The 18,343-nt window shown below is 70.6% G+C and carries 15 protein-coding genes; 6 read left to right on the top strand and 9 right to left on the bottom strand.

What is annotated here, in order from left to right:
- Window positions 1–2: 2 nt before the first annotated feature.
- The 3 genes from tig to ASF75_RS11145 all read left to right on the top strand — a co-directional run bounded on the left by tig (window position 3) and on the right by ASF75_RS11145 (window position 2,793).
- Window positions 3–1,310, top strand: coding sequence for a trigger factor (gene tig / locus ASF75_RS11155; RefSeq protein ID WP_017886005.1), 1,308 nt, complete (start codon window positions 3–5; stop codon window positions 1,308–1,310).
- A gap of 167 nt (window positions 1,311–1,477) precedes the next feature.
- Window positions 1,478–2,107: an ATP-dependent Clp protease proteolytic subunit gene (locus ASF75_RS11150; RefSeq protein ID WP_035807635.1), complete on the top strand. Its 630-nt coding sequence runs from the start codon at window positions 1,478–1,480 to the stop codon at window positions 2,105–2,107.
- 26 nt (window positions 2,108–2,133) lie between these two features.
- Window positions 2,134–2,793, top strand: coding sequence for an ATP-dependent Clp protease proteolytic subunit (locus ASF75_RS11145; protein WP_031259232.1), 660 nt, complete (start codon window positions 2,134–2,136; stop codon window positions 2,791–2,793).
- 80 nt (window positions 2,794–2,873) lie between these two features.
- Here ASF75_RS11145 and ASF75_RS17685 read toward each other — a convergent pair whose 3' ends face one another.
- Both ASF75_RS17685 and ASF75_RS11135 read right to left on the bottom strand, forming a co-directional pair.
- On the bottom strand, window positions 2,874–3,482 hold the full coding sequence (locus ASF75_RS17685) for a copper resistance protein CopC (protein ID WP_056071387.1): 609 nt from the start codon (window positions 3,480–3,482) through the stop codon (window positions 2,874–2,876).
- Window positions 3,483–3,532: 50 nt separating this feature from the next.
- Window positions 3,533–4,267 (bottom strand): YcnI family protein, encoded by a 735-nt coding sequence (locus ASF75_RS11135; RefSeq protein WP_017886001.1) that lies wholly within the window; start codon window positions 4,265–4,267, stop codon window positions 3,533–3,535.
- A gap of 236 nt (window positions 4,268–4,503) precedes the next feature.
- Here ASF75_RS11135 and clpX point away from each other — a divergent pair, with 236 nt between their 5' ends.
- Entirely contained in the window at window positions 4,504–5,784 is a 1,281-nt protein-coding gene (gene clpX / locus ASF75_RS11130; RefSeq protein WP_017886000.1) for an ATP-dependent Clp protease ATP-binding subunit ClpX, read from the top strand.
- A gap of 204 nt (window positions 5,785–5,988) precedes the next feature.
- On the opposite strand, the gene ASF75_RS11125 is transcribed toward clpX, so the two are convergent.
- On the bottom strand, window positions 5,989–8,013 hold the full coding sequence (locus ASF75_RS11125; RefSeq protein WP_056071385.1) for a M3 family metallopeptidase: 2,025 nt from the start codon (window positions 8,011–8,013) through the stop codon (window positions 5,989–5,991).
- A gap of 94 nt (window positions 8,014–8,107) precedes the next feature.
- Window positions 8,108–8,689 carry a TetR/AcrR family transcriptional regulator gene (locus ASF75_RS11120; RefSeq protein WP_056071383.1) on the bottom strand — a complete coding sequence of 194 codons (582 nt, stop codon included), beginning with the start codon at window positions 8,687–8,689 and terminating at the stop codon, window positions 8,108–8,110.
- Window positions 8,690–8,811: 122 nt separating this feature from the next.
- On the opposite strand from ASF75_RS11120, the gene ASF75_RS11115 reads away from it, so the two are divergent.
- Window positions 8,812–9,651 (top strand): alpha/beta fold hydrolase, encoded by an 840-nt coding sequence (locus tag ASF75_RS11115; protein WP_056071380.1) that lies wholly within the window; start codon window positions 8,812–8,814, stop codon window positions 9,649–9,651.
- Between the two features lie 132 nt (window positions 9,652–9,783).
- Here the strand turns inward: ASF75_RS11115 and ASF75_RS11110 are convergent, their stop codons facing one another.
- Together ASF75_RS11110 and valS are read right to left on the bottom strand one after the other, a co-directional pair.
- Entirely contained in the window at window positions 9,784–10,035 is a 252-nt protein-coding gene (locus ASF75_RS11110) for a hypothetical protein (RefSeq protein WP_042538506.1), read from the bottom strand.
- 65 nt (window positions 10,036–10,100) lie between these two features.
- Window positions 10,101–12,695, bottom strand: coding sequence for a valine--tRNA ligase (gene valS / locus ASF75_RS11105; protein ID WP_056071378.1), 2,595 nt, complete (start codon window positions 12,693–12,695; stop codon window positions 10,101–10,103).
- Between the two features lie 347 nt (window positions 12,696–13,042).
- Here valS and proP point away from each other — a divergent pair, with 347 nt between their 5' ends.
- Window positions 13,043–14,548, top strand: a complete 1,506-nt coding sequence (gene proP, locus ASF75_RS11100; RefSeq protein WP_197068642.1) for a glycine betaine/L-proline transporter ProP — start codon at window positions 13,043–13,045, stop codon at window positions 14,546–14,548.
- Window positions 14,549–14,697: 149 nt separating this feature from the next.
- On the opposite strand, the gene ASF75_RS11095 is transcribed toward proP, so the two are convergent.
- The 3 genes from ASF75_RS11095 to ASF75_RS11085 are packed head-to-tail and all read right to left on the bottom strand — an operon-like array spanning window position 14,698 to window position 18,343.
- A complete protein-coding gene (locus ASF75_RS11095) occupies window positions 14,698–16,455 on the bottom strand; it encodes an ATP-binding cassette domain-containing protein (RefSeq protein ID WP_056071375.1) in 1,758 nt (585 codons plus the stop codon).
- Window positions 16,452–17,351 carry an ABC transporter permease gene (locus ASF75_RS11090; protein ID WP_017885992.1) on the bottom strand — a complete coding sequence of 300 codons (900 nt, stop codon included), beginning with the start codon at window positions 17,349–17,351 and terminating at the stop codon, window positions 16,452–16,454. The genes ASF75_RS11095 and ASF75_RS11090 overlap by 4 nt, the downstream gene beginning before the upstream one ends.
- Window positions 17,348–18,343, bottom strand: coding sequence for an ABC transporter permease (locus ASF75_RS11085; protein ID WP_056071372.1), 996 nt, complete (start codon window positions 18,341–18,343; stop codon window positions 17,348–17,350). Before ASF75_RS11085 ends, ASF75_RS11090 begins: the two co-directional genes overlap by 4 nt.

The raw sequence follows: 18,343 nt of genomic DNA, 5'->3' as shown, positions 1-18,343 counted from the left end.
CCTTGGCCACCAGCACCGTCGACAAGGTGAGCGACACCCGCGTCAAGCTCACCGTGAACGTGACGCCGGACGATCTCAAGCCGAGCATCGACCACGCCTACAAGCACATCGCCGAGCAGATCAACATCCCCGGCTTCCGCAAGGGCAAGGTCCCGCCCGCGATCGTCGACCAGCGTGTCGGCCGCGGCGAGGTCCTGAACCACGCCGTCGGTGACGCCATCGACAACTTCTACCGCCAGGCGGTCGAAGAGCAGGAGCTGCGCATCCTCGGCCGTGCCGAGGCCGACGTCGCCGAGCTGCCGAACGTCGCGGACTTCACCGGCGACCTCGTCCTCACCTTCGAGGTCGACGTCCGCCCCGAGTTCGACCTGCCGGACTACTCCTCGTACGAGCTCACCGTCGACGCCGTCGAGGTGTCGGACGACGAGATCGAAGAGGAGCTGCAGAACCTGCGCACCCGCTTCGGCACGCTCGTGACGGTGGACCGTCCGGCGAAGACCGGCGACTTCGCGCAGATCGACCTCACCGCCAGCATCGGCGACGACGAGGTCGACTCGGCCACCGGCGTCTCCTACGAGATCGGCTCCGGCGACCTGCTCGAGGGCATCGACGAGGCGCTCGAGTCCCTGACCGCCGGCGAGTCGACGAACTTCGAGTCGAAGCTCGTCGGTGGCGACCGCGAGGGCGAGACCGCCCAGATCGCCGTCACCGTCACCGCCGTCAAGGAGCGCGAGCTCCCCGAGGCCGACGACGAGTTCGCCCAGATCGCCAGCCAGTTCGACACCATCGACGAGCTCAAGGCGGACCTGAAGGAGCAGATCGCGAAGTCCAAGACCTTCGGTCAGGGCGCCGCGGCTCGCGACAAGCTCGTCGAGAAGCTCACCGAGGACGTCAACATCCCGATCTCGGAGCAGCTCATCGCCGACGAGGTGCACCGTCACCTCGAGCAGGAGAACCGCCTCGAGGACGAGGAGCACCGCAAGGAGGTCTCCGAGTCCAGCGAGACCGCCTTCCGCTCGCAGATCCTCCTCGACGCGATCGCCGAGAAGGAAGAGATCCAGGTCTCGCAGGAGGAACTGACCCAGTACCTCATCCAGGCCGCCGCGCAGTACGGCATGGAGCCGGCCGAGTTCATCAAGGTCATCGACCAGAACGGCCAGATCCCCGGCATGGTCGGCGAGGTCGCCCGCTCGAAGGCGGTCGCGACCGTCCTGTCCAAGGTGACCGTCAAGGACACCAACGGCGACGCCGTCGACCTGTCCGCCTTCACGGCGGGCGTCGCGCAGGAGCCGGCAGGGGACGCCGAGTAACGATCTCGACGCCACCAGTACGACAGACGGGAGGCGCGGTGCCAGCTGGCACCGCGCCTCCCGTCCGTATTTCCGCACCACCGCATTGCTGTCGGCGAACAGACGAGAACTGGTGCGTTGCACCCGATAAGTTCGACAACAAGCGACAACTGAACGGGAGCTTTTCCATGGCCGAAGCAACACTGAACCCCAGTGTTTTTGACCGCCTTCTGAGAGACCGGATCGTGTGGCTCGGCTCCGAGGTCCGCGACGACAACTCGAACGAGATCGCAGCCAAGCTGCTGCTGCTCGCCGCCGAGGACCCTGAGAAGGACATCTACCTCTACATCAACTCGCCCGGTGGTTCGATCACCGCCGGCATGGCGATCTACGACACGATGCAGTTCGTCCCGAACGACATCGTCACCGTGGGCATCGGCCTCGCCGCGTCGATGGGACAGTTCCTGCTGTCCTCCGGCACGCCCGGCAAGCGCTACATCACGCCGAACGCGCGCGTGCTGCTCCACCAGCCGTCCGGCGGCTTCGGCGGCACCGCTGCCGACATCCAGACGCAGGCCAAGGTCATCCTCGACATGAAGCAGCGCATGGCGGAGCTCACGGCCGAGCAGACCGGCAAGTCGGTCGAGCAGATCCTCAAGGACAACGACCGCGACAACTGGTTCACGGCCCAGGAGGCGCTCGAGTACGGCTTCGTCGACCACCTCCGCGCCTCGAGCGCCGAGGTCATCGGCGGTGGTGGCACCGTCGGCGACGGCGAGACGCCCACCAGCGCAGCCGAGCCCGACGCCCAGTCCTGATCACCACCGAAGAAAAGGAAACGAGAATGCATCTCCCCATGCTCGGTGGCGCGCAGAACGTCCCGGCTCCGTCCAATCGGTACATCCTGCCGAGCTTCGAAGAGCGCACGGCCTACGGCTACAAGCGCCAGGACCCGTACGCCAAGCTCTTCGAGGACCGCATCGTGTTCCTCGGCGTGCAGGTCGACGACGCGTCGGCTGACGACGTCATGGCCCAGCTGCTCGTGCTCGAGTCGATGGACCCCGACCGCGACATCGTGATGTACATCAACTCGCCCGGTGGCTCGTTCACCGCGATGACGGCGATCTACGACACGATGCAGTACATCCGTCCGCAGATCCAGACGGTCTGCCTCGGCCAGGCTGCCTCGGCCGCGTCGGTGCTGCTCGCCGGTGGCACCCCCGGCAAGCGCCTCGCGCTGCCGAACGCCCGTGTGCTGATCCACCAGCCCGCGACCCAGCAGGGTGGCGGTCAGGCGTCCGACATCGAGATCCAGGCGGCGGAGATCCTCCGCATGCGCACCTGGCTCGAGGAGACGCTGTCGAAGCACTCCAACAAGACGCCGGCGGAGATCAACCACGACATCGAGCGCGACAAGATCATGTCCGCGCAGGAAGCCGTGGAGTACGGCTTGATCGACCAGGTCCTCACCAGCCGCAAGAACCTGCCGGCGCTCGTCAAGTAGCTCCAGCAGGAACGACGAAGGCCCCGCACCGATCGGAGCGGGGCCTTCGTCGTGCGACGGGGCTGGTCGTTGCGTCGTGTCTAGTCGTCGGTGTCGTCGGACTCCGGGGCCGGCTTGCGGCGCAGGAGCAGCAACACCGCGACCACCACGCCGACGAGCACGATGCCACCGGCGCCGATCCAGATCGCGTCGGACGCCGCCGAGTCGCTCGACCCCGATGCCGTACCGGTCGTGGTGTCCGATCCGCCGTCGTCGTCACCCGCGGTGGCGCAGGTCGGGGGTTTCGCCGCGCCCGACGCCGGGGTGAAGCCCGACGGTGCCTTCCACGTGAAGGGGTACTCGTCGGACACGGTGTGGCCGTCGGCGGAGACGATCTGCCACTCGACGGTGTACTTGCCGGAGTCGCCGAGTGCGGCGGCCGTGGTCATCGACGGCCCCTCGACGTCGACGCAGCCGTCCTCGTAGTACCGGCCGTCGGGCCCGACGATGCGGAACGCGAAGCCCGACCCCGATCCGCCGATGTCGAGCAGCTTGTCATTCGTCGTGATGTCGAAGTCCTCGGGCAGCTCGGTGAGCGTGCCGCGGACCTCCGGGTCGGACGAGATCAGGTAGTTGTGCGCGCTGGCGGGACCGGCGAGCCCGAGGACCGCACCACCGGCGATCGCGACGGCCGCGGCGGTCCCGGCCACGAGCCTCCGGGCAGAGGACCGCTGGCGGGACCGACGCGGGCCGCGCTGCGTCACTTGGTGGAGCTCCGACGACGCGTGCCGGCGACGGCGACGACCAGGGCGACGGCGCCGAGCACCAGGCCGCCGAGGCCGAGGAAGCGACCGACCAGGTCGGGGTCGCTCGAGGCGGTCGTGCTGGCAGCCTCGGTCGTCGGGGTCGCGGCGATCGGGTCGCCGTCGTCGTCCGTCGGCTCGGCGGCGGTCAGGGTGATCGAGGGCGCCGGGTGCTCGGGCTCGGCTTCGCCGGCCTGCTGCTCCTGGTTCCACTCGACGCTGCCCTTCTCGCAGGTCTGGATCGCGGGGAACTCGACCAGGTCGCCGGCCTTGCCGTCCGGCAGCGAGAACGAGAGCGCGAAGGTGTCGCGCTCGTCGGCGGGCAGCGGGGTCTTCGCGGTGTACGTGACGCTCGTGACGCGCTCGGCGGCCGTCTCGGCGTGGTCCTCGTCGGAGGCCGAAGCCGAGGCCGACGGGTCGGTGTAGGGCTCGGTCGCCTTCGTGATCTTCCAGTTCGGGTTCACGGTGGGCGTGACCTCGATGACGGACTCCGGCACCTGGAACTCGATCTTCGTGGTGGGGGAGCCGTCGCAGCCGTGCGGGACCGAGAAGGTCGCCGTGGTGTATGAGTTCGCGGCGGTCGACGTGGCCGTCGCGGACACGTGCGCGCTGGCCGCCGTGGCACTGCCGAGGACGATGACGGCTGCGACGCCGAGGGTGACGGCGCCGCCGGCGGCGAGACGCTTCTGCATGGGGTTCCTTCCGGGGTGGTTCTGCACGTGCTGTTCTACAAGTTGTAGAGAAGTCCGGATCACCGTAGCAGGCTCGCACGCCCTGGGCGAACGCGCTGCGCGATTGCGGAGGGGCATCGCGGTCGGTGTCACCGGTTGCGGTTAGGCTCGTGTCCACGACGAGGTGCCCACCAGCAGCGGTGCACCAGCGGTGGTGCGACAGCGCGGCCGGCATGTCCAATCAGGGAGGCACGGGAATGGCACGCATCGGAGAGAGCGGCGATCTCCTCAAGTGCTCGTTCTGCGGCAAGAGCCAGAAGCAGGTCCAGCAGCTCATCGCCGGACCGGGCGTCTACATCTGCGACGAGTGCGTCGAGCTCTGCAACGAGATCATCGAGGAACGTCTGGCCGAAGCCGGCGAGGACACCTCGAGCGGGGACTTCGAACTGCCCAAGCCGCGGGAGATCTTCGACTTCCTGCAGGAGTACGTCATCGGACAGGACCCGGCGAAGCGCGCCCTCGCCGTGGCCGTCTACAACCACTACAAGCGCATCCGCGCGCAGGGACAGATCACCGCCGCCGAAGACCGCGACGACATCGAGATCGCCAAGTCGAACATCCTGCTCATCGGCCCGACCGGCTGTGGCAAGACGTACCTGGCGCAGACCCTGGCCAAGCGCCTCAACGTGCCGTTCGCCGTCGCCGACGCCACCGCCCTGACCGAGGCCGGCTACGTCGGTGAAGACGTCGAGAACATCCTCCTCAAGCTCATCCAGGCCGCCGACTACGACGTGAAGCGTGCCGAGACCGGCATCATCTACATCGACGAGGTCGACAAGATCGCCCGCAAGGCCGAGAACCCGTCGATCACCCGCGACGTCTCCGGCGAAGGCGTGCAGCAGGCGCTGCTCAAGATCCTCGAGGGCACGGTCGCCTCGGTCCCGCCGCAGGGCGGTCGCAAGCACCCGCACCAGGAGTTCATCCAGATCGACACGACGAACGTGCTGTTCATCGTGGCCGGTGCCTTCGCCGGGCTCGAGGACATCGTGTCCTCGCGCGTCGGCAAGCGCGGGATCGGCTTCGGGGCGCCTCTGCACAGTGCGACCGACCACCAGGACCTGTACTCCGAGGTCCTGCCGGAAGACCTGCACAAGTTCGGTCTGATCCCCGAGTTCATCGGTCGTCTGCCCGTCGTCACCACGGTGTCGCAGCTCGACCAGGCGGCGCTCATGCAGATCCTGACCGAGCCGAAGAACGCGCTGGTCAAGCAGTACCAGCGGATGTTCCAGATCGACGGCGTCGAGCTCGAGTTCGACCAGGGCGCGCTCGAGGCCATCGCGGACCTCGCGGTGCTGCGCCAGACGGGTGCTCGCGGGCTCCGCGCGATCCTCGAAGAGGTCCTCGGCCCGGTGATGTTCGACGTCCCGTCCGACGACGACGTCGCCCGCGTGGTCATCACCCGCGAGTCCGTGCTCGAGAACGCCGCCCCGACGATCGTGCCGCGGCCCCGGGCCAAGCGCGTCGAGAAGTCGGCGTAGCGCTCCGTTCGCAACGAAGCCCCGCACCGGATCGGTGCGGGGCTTCGTCGTGGTCTGCCGGTCGGCGCGGCCCCCGGATCGACGTCTGGTTCTTCCCATGACGGCTGCGATGGAAAGCGAGATCGGGCGTACCTGGTCGGAAGTTCCGACCGGGTACGCCCGATTCGTCGCGGTACGCCCGGAAGCGCTCGGTCCCGCAGCGCCCTACTCGAGCCCGCGGCGCCGCAGCAGCGGGCCGACCTCGGCGTCGCGGCCGCGGAAGTCCCGGTAGGCCTCGAGCGGGTCCTTCGCGCCGCCGACCCCGAGCAGCCGTTCCGCGAAGCGTCGACCGGCCGCACGGTCCAACCCGCCGTTGTCGCGGAACCACTCCACCGTGTCGGCGTCGAGCACCTCGGACCAGATGTACCCGTAGTAGCCGGCGTCGTACCCACCCGAGAACGTGTGGGCGAAGTACGTCGAGGAGTACCGCGGTGGCACGGCCTCGACGGCGATGCCGGCGGCTCGCAAGGCGTCCCGCTCGAACGCCTCGACGTCCGTCACCGCGGCCGCCTCGGAAGCCGACAGTCGGTGCCACGCCTGGTCGAGCAGTGCGGCGGCCAGGTACTCGGTCGTGCCGAATCCCTCGTTGAACCCCTCGGACTCGCTGAGCCCCAGGACCAGCTCGGGCGGCAGGGGAGCCCCGGTCTCGTGGTGCTTCGCGTAGTTCGCCAGCACCGACGGCCACGACACCCACATCTCGTTCACCTGGCTCGGGAACTCGACGAAGTCCCGCTCGACGTTGGTGCCGGAGAACCGCGGGTAGGTGGTGCGGGCGATGAGGCCGTGCAGGGCGTGCCCGAACTCGTGGAAGAGCGTCTGCACCTCGTCCTGGATGAGCAGCGTGGGGGAGCCGGCAGCGGGCTTCGCGACGTTGAGGTTGTTCACCACGACGGGCAGGGTGCCGAGGAGCTCGGACTGCTCGACGACCGGGTTCATCCACGCGCCGCCGCGCTTGCCGTCGCGTGTGTACAGGTCGAGCAGGTACAGGCCGACGGGCTCGTCGTCGTCGCCGGTGACCTCGAAGACCCGGACCTCGTCGTTGTAGCCGTGCAGGTCCGGGCGCTCCGTGAAGGTCAGGCCGTACAGGGCGCCGGCGGCGTGGAAGACCCCGTCGTGCAGGACCCGGTCCGCCTCGAAGTACGGGCGGAGTGCGGTGCTGTCCGCGGCGAACTGCTCCCCGCGCAGGATCTCGGTCGCGTACGCCCAGTCCCACGACTCGACGTCGAAGCCGACCGTGCGGGAACGGACGGCCCGTTCGTCGTCGGCGTTCCGGGCGGCGGCACCGACGAGCGAGGACAGCAGGCCGTCGACGGCCTCGGGGGTCTTGGCGGTCTCGTCGGCGGTGACGACGGCGGCGTGGTTCGGGAACCCGAGCAGTTCGGCGCGTTCGGCACGGAGCCGGACGATCCGGAGCAGCACGTCGCGGTTGTCGTACTGGTTGCCCCGACGACCGCGGGCGAGTGAGGCCCGCATGATCCGCTCGCGCAGGGCACGGTTCGCCAGCGACGACAGCCACGGGTGTCCGGTGTACAGCGGCAGCGTGATGAGCCAGCCGTCCAGGCCACGGTCGGCGGCGGCTCCGGCAGCGGCGGACTTCGCGCCGTCGTCGAGCCCCTCGAGCTCGTCCTCGCTCGTCACGTGCACGGCGGAGTCGTTGGTGTCCTCGAGCAGGTTCCGCTCGAAGGTCGTCGTGAGGGTCGAGAGTTCCTGGTTGATCGCGGTCAGACGCTCCTTGCCCGCGTCGTCGAGCCCGGCGCCCGCCAGGGTCATCTCGGCGTGGGTCCGCTCGACCAGGCGGAGCGCCTCGCCCTGCAGGCCCGCGGCGGAAGCGCCGTCGAGCACCTCCTGCACCCGGGCGTACAGGCGTGCGTCGAGCGTGATCGCGTCGCGGTGGGCGGCGAGGAGCGGTGAGATCTCGGCCTCGAGGTCGTGCAGCTCCGGGGTCGAGTCGGCTGACGACAGCGTGAAGAACACGTGGCTGACGCGGGCCAGCAGCTGCCCGGACCGCTCGAGTGCGATCAGGGTGTTCTCGACCGTCGGGGCGTGGGGGTCGGTGGCGATGGCCTCGACCTCGGCGCGCTGCTCGGCCATGCCGGCTTCGAACGCCGGTCGGTAGTGCTCGAGTCGCACGTCGCCGAAGGGCGGCAGGGCGTAGGGGAGGGTGCTCGGGACGTCGAACGGGGTTGCCATGGCAACCACCCTACGGACGTCGCGCCGCGACGGGGCGGACGGGAGGCCCGTGGCGGCGCCGCCACGGGCCTCCCGTCCGCATCGCGGTCGCGTGTCAGCGCATCGCGGCGTCGATCAGGGTCACCGCGGCGCGGCGCGCGTGCGCGGCGGGCACCGTGGTGCCCGCGATGGCGGCGGTGGTCTGCGCGCCCTCGGCGAGCAGCGCGAGCTGGGCGGCGAGTTCCTCGGCGTGCTCGGGGTCGGCGACGACCTCGGTGGTGAGCTGCTGCACGAACCGCTGGAACGAGTCCTTGTGCTCACGCGCGATCTCGGCGACCGCGGGCGAGGTCGCGCCGAGTTCACCGAAGGCGTTGATGAACCCGCAGCCGCGGAAGGTGTCGTCGCCGAACCACGACTCCAGGAAGTCGTAGACCGCGAGCAGCTTGTCGCGCGGGCTGGCGGCGGCCTCGACCGCACCGTGCACGCCCTGCTCCCACATGTCGTGCCGACCGGCGAGCACCGCGGCGATGAGCTGCTCCTTGCCGGGGAACGCCGCGTAGAGCTTCTTCAGCGAGACGCCTGCGCCCGTGCGGATCTCGTCCATCCCCACCGACTGGATCCCGCGCGTGTAGAACAGCTCGTCCGCGACCTCGACGATGTGCGCTCGGACGCCCGGTTCGACGGTGCTGGCGACCATGTGTGTACCCCGTTCCCTGAGTGTTCACCGTTCTCGAGTTGCGGCGGGAACGGGCGTTCTCTACTGTAGTCCACATCGGCAGAGAACGATCGTTCTCTGCGAAGTTCAGGGAAGGAACGACCATGGGTGCCATCACCGTCGGAACCGAGAACAGCGTCGACATCGAGCTCCACTACGAGGACAAGGGCCAGGGGCAGCCGATCGTGCTGATCCACGGGTTCCCCCTCGACGGCAACTCGTGGGAGGGGCAGGTCCCGATGCTCCTCGAGGCCGGCTACCGCGTCATCACGTACGACCGCCGTGGCTTCGGCCGGTCCTCGCAGCCGTCCACCGGCTACGACTACGACACCTTCGCCGACGACCTGCACACCGTCCTCGAGACCCTCGACCTGCGCGACGTGATCCTGGTCGGCTTCTCGATGGGCACCGGCGAGATCGCCCGCTACATCGGCCGACACGGTGAGGACCGGATCGCCAAGGTCGCGTTCCTCGCCTCGCTCGAGCCGTTCCTCGCCATCACCGACGACAACCCCGACGGCGCCGGCCCGATGTCGTTCTTCGAGGGCATCGCCGCCGACGTGGCGAAGGACCGCTACGCGTACTTCACGAACTTCTACCAGGACTTCTTCAACCTGTCGGAGAACCTCGGCACCCGCATCTCCGAGGAGCAGGTGCGCAACGCCTGGAACGTCGCGGCCGGTTCCGGTTCGATCGCGTCCGCGGCAGCACCCCTGACCTGGCCGACCGACTTCCGCCAGGACATCCCGAAGGTCACCGTCCCCGCCCTGATCGTGCACGGCACGTCGGACAACATCCTGCCCATCGACGCCACCGGCCGACGCTTCACGAAGGCCCTGCCCGCTGCGGAGTACGTCGAGATCGAGGGCGCCCCGCACGGCCTGCTCACCACGCACACCGCCGAGGTGAACGAGGTCCTCGCCACCTGGCTCGCCGAGTCCTGATCCCTCGGCGATCACGCGGGCGCTCCCCGGTGGGGGCGCCCGCATCGTGAGCAGAAATGGTCGGGTCCCCGGTGGGGACCCGACCATTCCTGCTCACCAAGCGAACCGCGGGCCGCGCAGCACGCGGCCGCGCTAGTCCTCTTCGCCCGCGTCGTCGGGGTTCGTGACCTGGGCGTGCCCGGCGTCGTCGAGGTGGATCGAGGTGCCGTCGTCGAGCTCGACGATCGGCTTGCCCTCCAGGAACGTCAGGGTCCACCCCCACGTCGCCGTGTCGACGGACTCCGCCGCCAGCTCGTCCTCGACGCCCCGCACGGCGACGACCATCGCCTCGGGCAGTCGCGCAGGCGGCTCCCCACCCACGTTCCAGCGTGTGCCCAACTGCATCCGTGCCTCCTGTCCGGTGGTGGACGGGCCGGGTCGCCGAGGCGACCCGACCCGGATGACCGACGTTACGCCTGCTGCTCCGCGAGCTCGATCTCGGTGACGGCGAGCTCGTCGCCGTCGACGAACGACAGGTTCTCGATGCGGCCGACGGCCGCCAGGTCGACCGCCGCGCGCTCGATGAGCACCCGCGTCTCGGCCGGTGCCGCGACGACGGCACGCGTCACGGGCGTCTTCTGGGACGCCTTCGCTGCCGTCTTCGCACCGCGGATCCCGATGAGCGCCTGTCCGACGGCCGCGAGCAGCCCGGTGGGGGCCGCGTCGGTGGGCAGGTCGGCAGCGGTCGGCCATGAGGCCCGGTGCACGCTGGTGTCGTGGGTCCAGGCCCACACCTCTTCCGTCGCGTACGGCAGGAACGGTGCCAGCAGTCGGAGCAGCACGTCGATGGCGCCGCGCAGCGCCAGCACCGCGCTCGCCTGCGTCTCGTGCGTCGCGTCGGACGCGGTGCCGTAGGCGCGCTCCTTCACGAGCTCGAGGTAGTCGTCGCAGAACGTCCAGAAGAAGCGCTCGGTGATCTCGAGGGCACGGGCGTGGTCGAACCCGTCGAACGCGGCGGTGGCCTGCTCGACGACCGCGCCGAGCTCGGCGAGCATGTCGACGTCGAGGGCCTCGGTGACGCTCGTGGCGCCCTCGGGCAGCGGGAAGCCGTAGACGAACTTCGCCGCGTTGAGCACCTTGATCGCCAGACGACGACCGACCTTGATCTGCTTCGGGTTCTGCGGGTCGAACGCCGCGTCGGTGCCGAGCTTGGACGAGGCCGCCCAGTAGCGGACCGCGTCGGCACCGTGCTGCTCGAGGATGGACAGCGGCGTGACGACGTTGCCCTTCGACTTCGACATCTTCTTGCGGTCGGGGTCGACGATGAAGCCGGAGATGCTGGCGTGCTTCCACGGCACCACGTCGGCCTCGAGCTGGCTGCGGAGCACGGTCGTGAACAGCCACGTCCGGATGATGTCCTGCGCCTGCGGGCGGACGTCGTACGGGTACACCAGGTCGTAGAGCGCCGGGTCGGTCTCCCACTTGCCCGCGAGCTGCGGGGTCAGCGACGAGGTCGCCCAGGTGTCCATGACGTCGAGCTCGCCCTGGAACCCGCCGGCGACGCCGCGCTGGTCCTCGGTGAAGCCGGGGGCGGGCTCGGAAGCCGGATCGACGGGCAGCTGCGCCTCGGTCGGCACGATCGGCTGGTCGAACACCGGGTTGCCGTCGGCGTCGAGCGGGTACCAGACCGGCAGCGGCACGCCGAAGAAGCGCTGGCGCGAGATGAGCCAGTCACCGGACAGGCCGCCGACCCAGTTGTCGTAGCGGACGCGCATGAAGTCCGGGTGGAACGCGATCTCCTCGCCGCGCTGACGGAGCGTGCTCTTCAGCTGCTCGTCGCGCGCACCGTTGACGATGTACCACTGGCGGGTCGACACGATCTCGAGGGGCTTGTCGCCCTTCTCGAAGAACTTCACCGGGTGCTGGATGGTCTTGACGTCGCCGATCAGCTCGCCCGACTCGGTGAGGGCGTCGACGACGACCTTCTTGGCCGAGAACACGGTCTTGCCGGCCATCTCGGCGTAGAGCTCCTGGCCCTTCGCGGACTCGATCCATGCGGGCTCGTCGGAGCGCACGCGGCCGTCGAAGCCGATGATCGCGCGGTTCGGCAGCTGCAGCTCGCGCCACCACACGACGTCGGTGGTGTCACCGAAGGTGCAGACCATCGCGATGCCGGCGCCCTTGTCCTTCTGCGCCAGGTGGTGTGCGAGCACCGGGACCTCGACGTCGAACAGGGGGGAGCGGACCGTGGTGCCGAAGAGGTCCTGGAACCGCTCGTCGTCCGGGTGTGCCACCAGGGCGACGCAGGCCGGCAGGAGCTCCGGGCGGGTGGTCTGGATGACGACGTCGTCCCCACCGTCGGTGCGGTGGAAGGCGATGCCGTGGTACGCGCCGGGCATCTCCTTGTCCTCGAGCTCGGCCTGCGCGACCGCGGTGCGGAACGTGACGTCCCACAGGGTCGGGGCGTCGGCCTGGTAGGCCTCGCCGCGCTCGAGGTTGCGCAGGAAGGCGCGCTGGGCGCTCGCCCGCGAGGTGTCGTCGATGGTGCGGTACGACTGGGTCCAGTCGACCGACAGGCCGAGCGTGCGGAAGAGCTCCTCGAACTGCTGCTCGTCCTGCACGGTCAGGCGCTCGCACAGCTCGATGAAGTTGCGGCGCGACACGGGCAGCTGGTCGGCGGCCTTCGAGGACTTGCCGTCACCGCCCTCGAACGGCGGCGTGAAGTCGGGGTCGTACGGCAGGGTCGGGTCGCAGCGGACGCCGTAGTAGTTCTGCACGCGACGCTCGGTCGGCAGGCCGTTGTCGTCCCAGCCCATCGGGTAGAAGACGTGCTTGCCGCGCATCCGCTCGAACCGGGCCTTGAGGTCGGTGTGCGTGTACGAGAACACGTGCCCGATGTGCAGCGAACCGGAGGCGGTCGGCGGCGGGGTGTCGATCGACCAGACGGCGTCGCGGTGACCGGCGGCGTCGCGGTCGAAGCGGTACGTGCCGTCCTGCTCCCAGACGGGCCCCCAGACCTGCTCCAGTCCGTCGACGCTGGGCTTCTCGGGCATGGGTTTGGTCATGGTGCGCCTTCCGTCCGTGTGTGCGGCACCGAGTCCGTGATGAGGTGCCTGAGTGTTGCGCGCCTGACGCGCGGTGCCCCAATCGTAGCGGCCGCGCACGCGTCCTGAGCCGAGCAGCGGGGCGTCCGCGGCCCGCTGCCGACCGGGACCTACCACACAGACCTGTCGGACACGCCAAGAGCCTGCTAGTCTGTCGGAGTTTGTCCGGCGAACGCAGGGTTCGCAGGAGCTGCAACGTCGCCGTCCGCCGGACGCCCGAAGGAAGCACCGCACCCCGGAGGAACGACTTGGCACCGAACAACGCACCCCAACCGCACGGCGATCGGCCGTTGCGCACGAAGGGCGCCGTGAAGCGCGCTCGTCGCGATCTCACGAAGGACGACGTCACCGTCGTCGAGGAGTCGCTGCTCAAGCGTGCCGTCGCGGCTGCCGCGCTCGGCAACGCCATGGAGTGGTTCGACTTCGGCATCTTCGCGTACCTGACGGTCACCATCTCGCAGGTGTTCCTGCCGCAGGGCGACCCGGCCGCGAACATCGTCGCCACGTTCGGCTTCTTCGCCGCCGCGTTCATCGTGCGCCCGATCGGCGGTGCCGTGTTCGGCCCGATCGGCGACAAGATCGGCCGACAGAAGGTCCTCGCGCTGACGATGATCCTGATGGCCGCCGGCACGCTCATGATCGGCCTGATCCCGTCGTACGACACGATCGGATTCTGGGCTCCCGTCCTGCTGCTCGTCGCCCGCTTCGTGCAGGGCTTCTCGACCGGTGGTGAGTACGGCGGCGCCGCGACCTTCATCGCCGAGTACTCGCCCGACAAGCGCCGCGGGTTCATGGGTTCGTGGCTCGAGTTCGGCACGCTCGCCGGCTACGTGCTCGGCGCCTCGATCGTCACCGGCCTGCAGTTCGGCCTGTCCGAGGACGCCCTGCTCAGCTGGGGCTGGCGCATCCCGTTCATCGTCGCGGGCCCGCTCGGCCTGATCGGTCTCTACCTGCGCCTCAAGCTGGAAGAGACCCCGGCGTTCCAGAAGCAGCAGGAGCAGGCCGCCGAGCGCGAGGGGCAGAAGACCCCGTTCCTCAAGCTCTTCGCCGAGAACTGGCGCTCGCTCATCATCTGCATCGGCCTGGTCCTGGTCTTCAACGTGACCGACTACATGCTGCTCTCGTACATGCCGACCTACCTCGAGCAGAACCTCGGCCAGAACGCCACGTTCGGCCTGATCCTCATCGTCATCGTCATGCTGCTCATGATGGTCGTCATCACCTTCGGCGGTCGCCTGTCCGACAAGTTCGGGCGCCGTCCGGTGCTCGCCGCCGGCTGCATCGGCTTCATCCTGCTGTCCTGGCCGGCCCTGAAACTCGTCCAGACCGGCACCGGCGTCGGCGTGTTCGCCGGCCTGCTGATCCTCGGCGTCGTGCTCGTCACGTTCACCTCGACCATGCCGTCGACGCTGCCCGCGCTGTTCCCGACGATCATCCGCTACGGCGCCCTGGCGATCGCGTTCAACGTGTCGGTGTCGCTCTTCGGTGGGACCACCCCGCTCGCCACCGCCGCGCTCATCAACGCCGCGAAGGACGCCGGGTACGGCTGGGCCGAGGACATCCCCGCGTTCTACCTGATGCTCGCCGCCGTCATCGGCCTGGTCGCGGTGTACTTCACCAAGGAGACCGCCGCGAGCCCGCTGATGGGCTCCGGTCCGACGGTCGGGTCCGAGGACGAGGTCGCCGGCGTGATCGAGGACTACAACGACCCGACGTCGGAGCTCGCGCAGTCCGACTGGGCGAAGGAGTTCTCGACGAGCGAGATCCCGATCATCTCGGCCGAGGCCGCATCGAAGGAGCCCTCCGGCTCCTGAGGACCCAGCCGCCCCGCGGCAACCCGGCCAGGAGGCCCGGCGCACGTTCCGTCTCGGAACGCGCGCCGGGCCTCCTGGCCGTTCCGAGCCGTTGGCGACGTCACGCGCGCAGTGACAGTCCGCGGGCGCGGCACCGTGTGGACCGTCGCTCAGCCCGTGGAGTCGGCCGCGGTCCCCGTGGCTGGATCCGCGGCGGGACCCGCTGCCAGCCGCTCCGCGGCGTGCAGCAGCCGCGCGGTCACCGGGTGGGCGGGGCGCGCGAAGACCTCGGCGGCGGGGCCGTGCTCGACGACCGCGCCGGCATGCACCACGAGCACGTCGTCCGCCATCCGCCGGACCGCCCGCAGGTCGTGCGACACGAACACCATCGCCACCCCGGTCTCGTCGCGGAGCCGTTCGAGCAACCGGAGCACGGCGTGCTGCACCGTGGCGTCGAGGGCGGTCACCGGCTCGTCGAGCACGATCACCTCGGGCTCGGTCGCCAGCGCGCGGGCGATCGCGAGCCGCTGCCGTTGCCCGCCGGACAGGGTGCGGGGGGAGCGGGACCGCAGCACGGGGTCGAGGTCGACCTGTCGCAGTGCCGCGTCGACCCGTTCGCCGAGCACTCCGCGCGCCCGCCGTTCGTCACCGCGTGAGAACGCGTCCGCGAGGACCCGTTCGACGTTCCACCGTTCGTCGAACGTCGCGCCGGGGTCCTGCACGACGGCCGCGAGCCGGTGCCGTCGGGGGCGTCGCTCGTGCTCGGGCAGCGGGACCCAGGGGTCGCCGTCGAGCGTGACCGCGCCGGCGTCGGGCGTCTCGAGTCCCAGGAGCATCCGTGCCAGCGTCGTCTTGCCCGAGCCCGAGGCGCCGATCACCCCGAGCACCCGGCCCCGCTCGAGCCCGAACGACACGTCGTCCACCGCGAGCAGCCCGCCGTACTCCCGCGAGAGCCCCTGCGCCGCGAGCACGTCCCTCGCACCGTGCGAGGATGCGCGCTCGGTGTCGCGGTTGCCGATCGGCGCACGGTACGGAGTCGTGCGGCCGGTGCGAGGTTGGCCGCTCGGTGCATCGTCAGAGGACTGCACGGAGCCATCGACCTCGCACCGCCCGGCAAGATCGGCACCGTGCGGTGGCGCCGGCTCCGCCGCGGCAGCACCGGCAGCACCGGCAGCGCGCACCAGCGCCCGTGTCGCGGGGTGCTGCGGCGCCGTGAAGACCCCGGTGACCGCACCCTGCTCGACGATCCGGCCCTCGTGCACGACGGCGACCCGGTCGGCCCACCCCGCGACGAGCCCCAGGTCGTGCGTGATGACGAGCAGTCCGGCGCCCCGCCTCTGCGCTGCCCGCAACTGCTCCATCACGGTGACGGCGACCCCGGCGTCGAGCGCCGTCGTCGGTTCGTCGGCGACCAGCAGCCCGGGGGACCCGACGGTGGCCGCGGCGATGAGGGCACGCTGTCGCATCCCACCGGACAGTGTCCCGGCGAGCCGGCCGTCGGTCGCGGTGTCCGGGTCGAGGCCCACCGCGGCCAGGGCAGCACGCACGGCGTCCACGCGCTCGGCCGCACGCATCTCGGTGTGCAGGCGGAGGCTGTCGGCGACCTCGCGCCCGACGGGACGCAGCGGGTCCAACGCGCCCAGCGCCTCCTGGCCGACGTAGCCGATGCGGGATCCCCGCAGCCGGCGCCACCGCCGGTCCGTGTACCCGCCGACGTCGACACCGTCGACCGTGAACGTTTCGGCGTGCACGGCGGCGCCGGGCGCGGACAGGCCGAGCACGGCGCGTGCGGTGACGGTCTTGCCCGAGCCGGACGCGCCGACCAGGGCGACGCACTCGCCGGCGTCGACGCGCAGGTCGACACCGTGCACGATCGGGGTCCCGCCGATGGCGACGGTGAGTCCGCGGACGTCGAGGACGGCGCTCACCGCGCGGCCCCGCTCCGTCGGATCGCCCGGCCGAGCACGGTGACGGCCGTCGCGAGCACGACGATCGCGAGTCCGGGGAAGGTGCTCATCCACGGCGCGGTCTGCAGGTAGGTCCGGCCGTCGGCGAGCATCGCGCCCCACTCCGGCGCGGGTGGGGGCGTGCCGACACCGAGGTAGCTCAGCGCCGATGCCCACACGACCGCCTGCCCGACCCCGAGCGTGGCGACGGCGACGACGGGCCAGAGCGCCGTCGGCAGCACGTGCCGGACGACGGTGCGGGCGGGGGAGCGGCCGAGCAGCACGGCGGTCTCGACCACCTGCGAACCGCGGGCCGTCCGGACCAGGCCCCGCACGATCCGGGCGTAGCCGGGAGCGGTCGCGAACCCGACGGCGAGCACAGCCGGCACCGGACCCGGACCGGTCACGGCGATGACGACCAGGGCGACGAGCAGCAGCGGCAGGGCGAACGCGACCTCGGTGACACGGCCGATGACGGCGTCGAGCAGGCGGCCGAGCCGTCCGGCCCCGGCGCCGAGCCCGGCGACGACACCGAGCAGGACGCCCGCTCCGCCGCCGATCAGGGTCGCGGCGACGCCGACGACGAGCGAGGCGCGGGTCCCCGCGACCACCCGTGCCAGGACGTCGCGGCCGGACTCGTCGGTGCCGAACGGGTGTGCGCCGCTCGGGGCGGTCAGTGCCTGGGTCGGGTGCACCGCGAGCGGATCGCCGCCGCCCAGCAGCGCTGGCCAGGCCGCCGCGACGACGGCGACCAGGACGACCACCGCCGCGGCGGTGCCGCCGACGCCGAGCGTCCCCCCACGGACGCGCTCGGTGCCGACGGCGGTCTGGTGGGCGGACGCACCGGTCTGGAGGCCCGGGTCGGCGATCCCGCTCACCGCGCGCCCGCCGGACGGCCGGGCCCACGGCGTCGCGCGGTGCCGGGGCGCGCGGTCGCGTTCCGTGCGGTGCTGCGCGGGTCGACCACACGCTCGACCAGATCGGCGACGGCCAGCACGACCACGTACGCGGCCGCCGAGACCATCGCGATGCCGGCGACGAGGGGCATGTCCCGCTGGGTGACGGCGGTGACCAGCGCGCGGCCGATGCCGGGCAGGGCGAACACGGACTCGACGACCACGGCCCCGGAGACGAGCGATCCGAAGGCCCACGCGGACAGTGCGATCCCGGGCAGGGCGGCGTGCCGGAGCAGATGCCGTCCGAACAGTCCGAGGCGGGTCTCGCCCCGGCCCCGGGCGGCGAGCGCGAAGGCCGAGCGCTGCGCGTCCACCACGCCGTCGCGCACGGTCTCGGCCAGGTACCCGGCGACCGGCACGGCCACGGTCAGCACCGGCAGCACCCAGCCGCGTGCGGTGCCGTCACTGACCGCCGGCACCCACCCAAGGGACGAGGCGAACACCACGATGAGCACGCTGCCGAGCCAGAAGTGCGGCATCACGCTCGCGGTGACGCTGAGGGCGCTGGTGAGCCCGGCGGCGATGCGGCCGCGCTGCGTCGAGGCCCACGCGGCGACGATCGCCAGCACCCAGGCGACGACGAGCCCGGCGACCGCGAGCGTCAGCGTGACGGGCAGCTGCTGGCCGAGGAGCGTCGCGACCGGGGTGCGGAACGCGTAGGAGTCACCGAGCTGCCCGATCGCCAGGCGGCCGAGGAACACCGCGTACTGCACCAGGACCGGCTGGTCGAGGCCGTACTCGTGGCGGACCTGGGTGACGGCCTCGGCCGAGGCCTGCGACCCCGGGCCACCGAGGATCGCGAGCGCCGGGTCACCGGGGATGAGCCGGATCGCGACGAAGACGATCGTCGCGACGGCCCAGAGCACGCCGATGCCCCCGGCGAGCCGCCGGACGGCCCACCAGACCCACCGCAT

This window comes from Curtobacterium sp. Leaf154, from assembly GCF_001424595.1.
Classification (GTDB): domain Bacteria; phylum Actinomycetota; class Actinomycetes; order Actinomycetales; family Microbacteriaceae; genus Curtobacterium; species Curtobacterium poinsettiae.
Note: the sequence above shows the minus strand (reverse complement) of the source record. Positions and strands in the feature narration are given on the sequence as shown.

Coding starts and splice junctions, on each gene's coding strand:
- ASF75_RS11115 (WP_056071380.1), top strand. CDS start 8,812: ATGGGTGCCATCACCGTCGGAACCGAGAACAGCGTCGACATCGAGCTC.
- ASF75_RS11135 (WP_017886001.1), bottom strand. CDS start 4,267: ATGCAGAAGCGTCTCGCCGCCGGCGGCGCCGTCACCCTCGGCGTCGCA.
- ASF75_RS11150 (WP_035807635.1), top strand. CDS start 1,478: ATGGCCGAAGCAACACTGAACCCCAGTGTTTTTGACCGCCTTCTGAGA.
- ASF75_RS11120 (WP_056071383.1), bottom strand. CDS start 8,689: ATGGTCGCCAGCACCGTCGAACCGGGCGTCCGAGCGCACATCGTCGAG.
- ASF75_RS11125 (WP_056071385.1), bottom strand. CDS start 8,013: ATGGCAACCCCGTTCGACGTCCCGAGCACCCTCCCCTACGCCCTGCCG.
- clpX (WP_017886000.1), top strand. CDS start 4,504: ATGGCACGCATCGGAGAGAGCGGCGATCTCCTCAAGTGCTCGTTCTGC.
- ASF75_RS11145 (WP_031259232.1), top strand. CDS start 2,134: ATGCATCTCCCCATGCTCGGTGGCGCGCAGAACGTCCCGGCTCCGTCC.
- ASF75_RS11110 (WP_042538506.1), bottom strand. CDS start 10,035: ATGCAGTTGGGCACACGCTGGAACGTGGGTGGGGAGCCGCCTGCGCGA.
- ASF75_RS11085 (WP_056071372.1), bottom strand. CDS start 18,343: ATGCGGTGGGTCTGGTGGGCCGTCCGGCGGCTCGCCGGGGGCATCGGC.
- valS (WP_056071378.1), bottom strand. CDS start 12,695: ATGACCAAACCCATGCCCGAGAAGCCCAGCGTCGACGGACTGGAGCAG.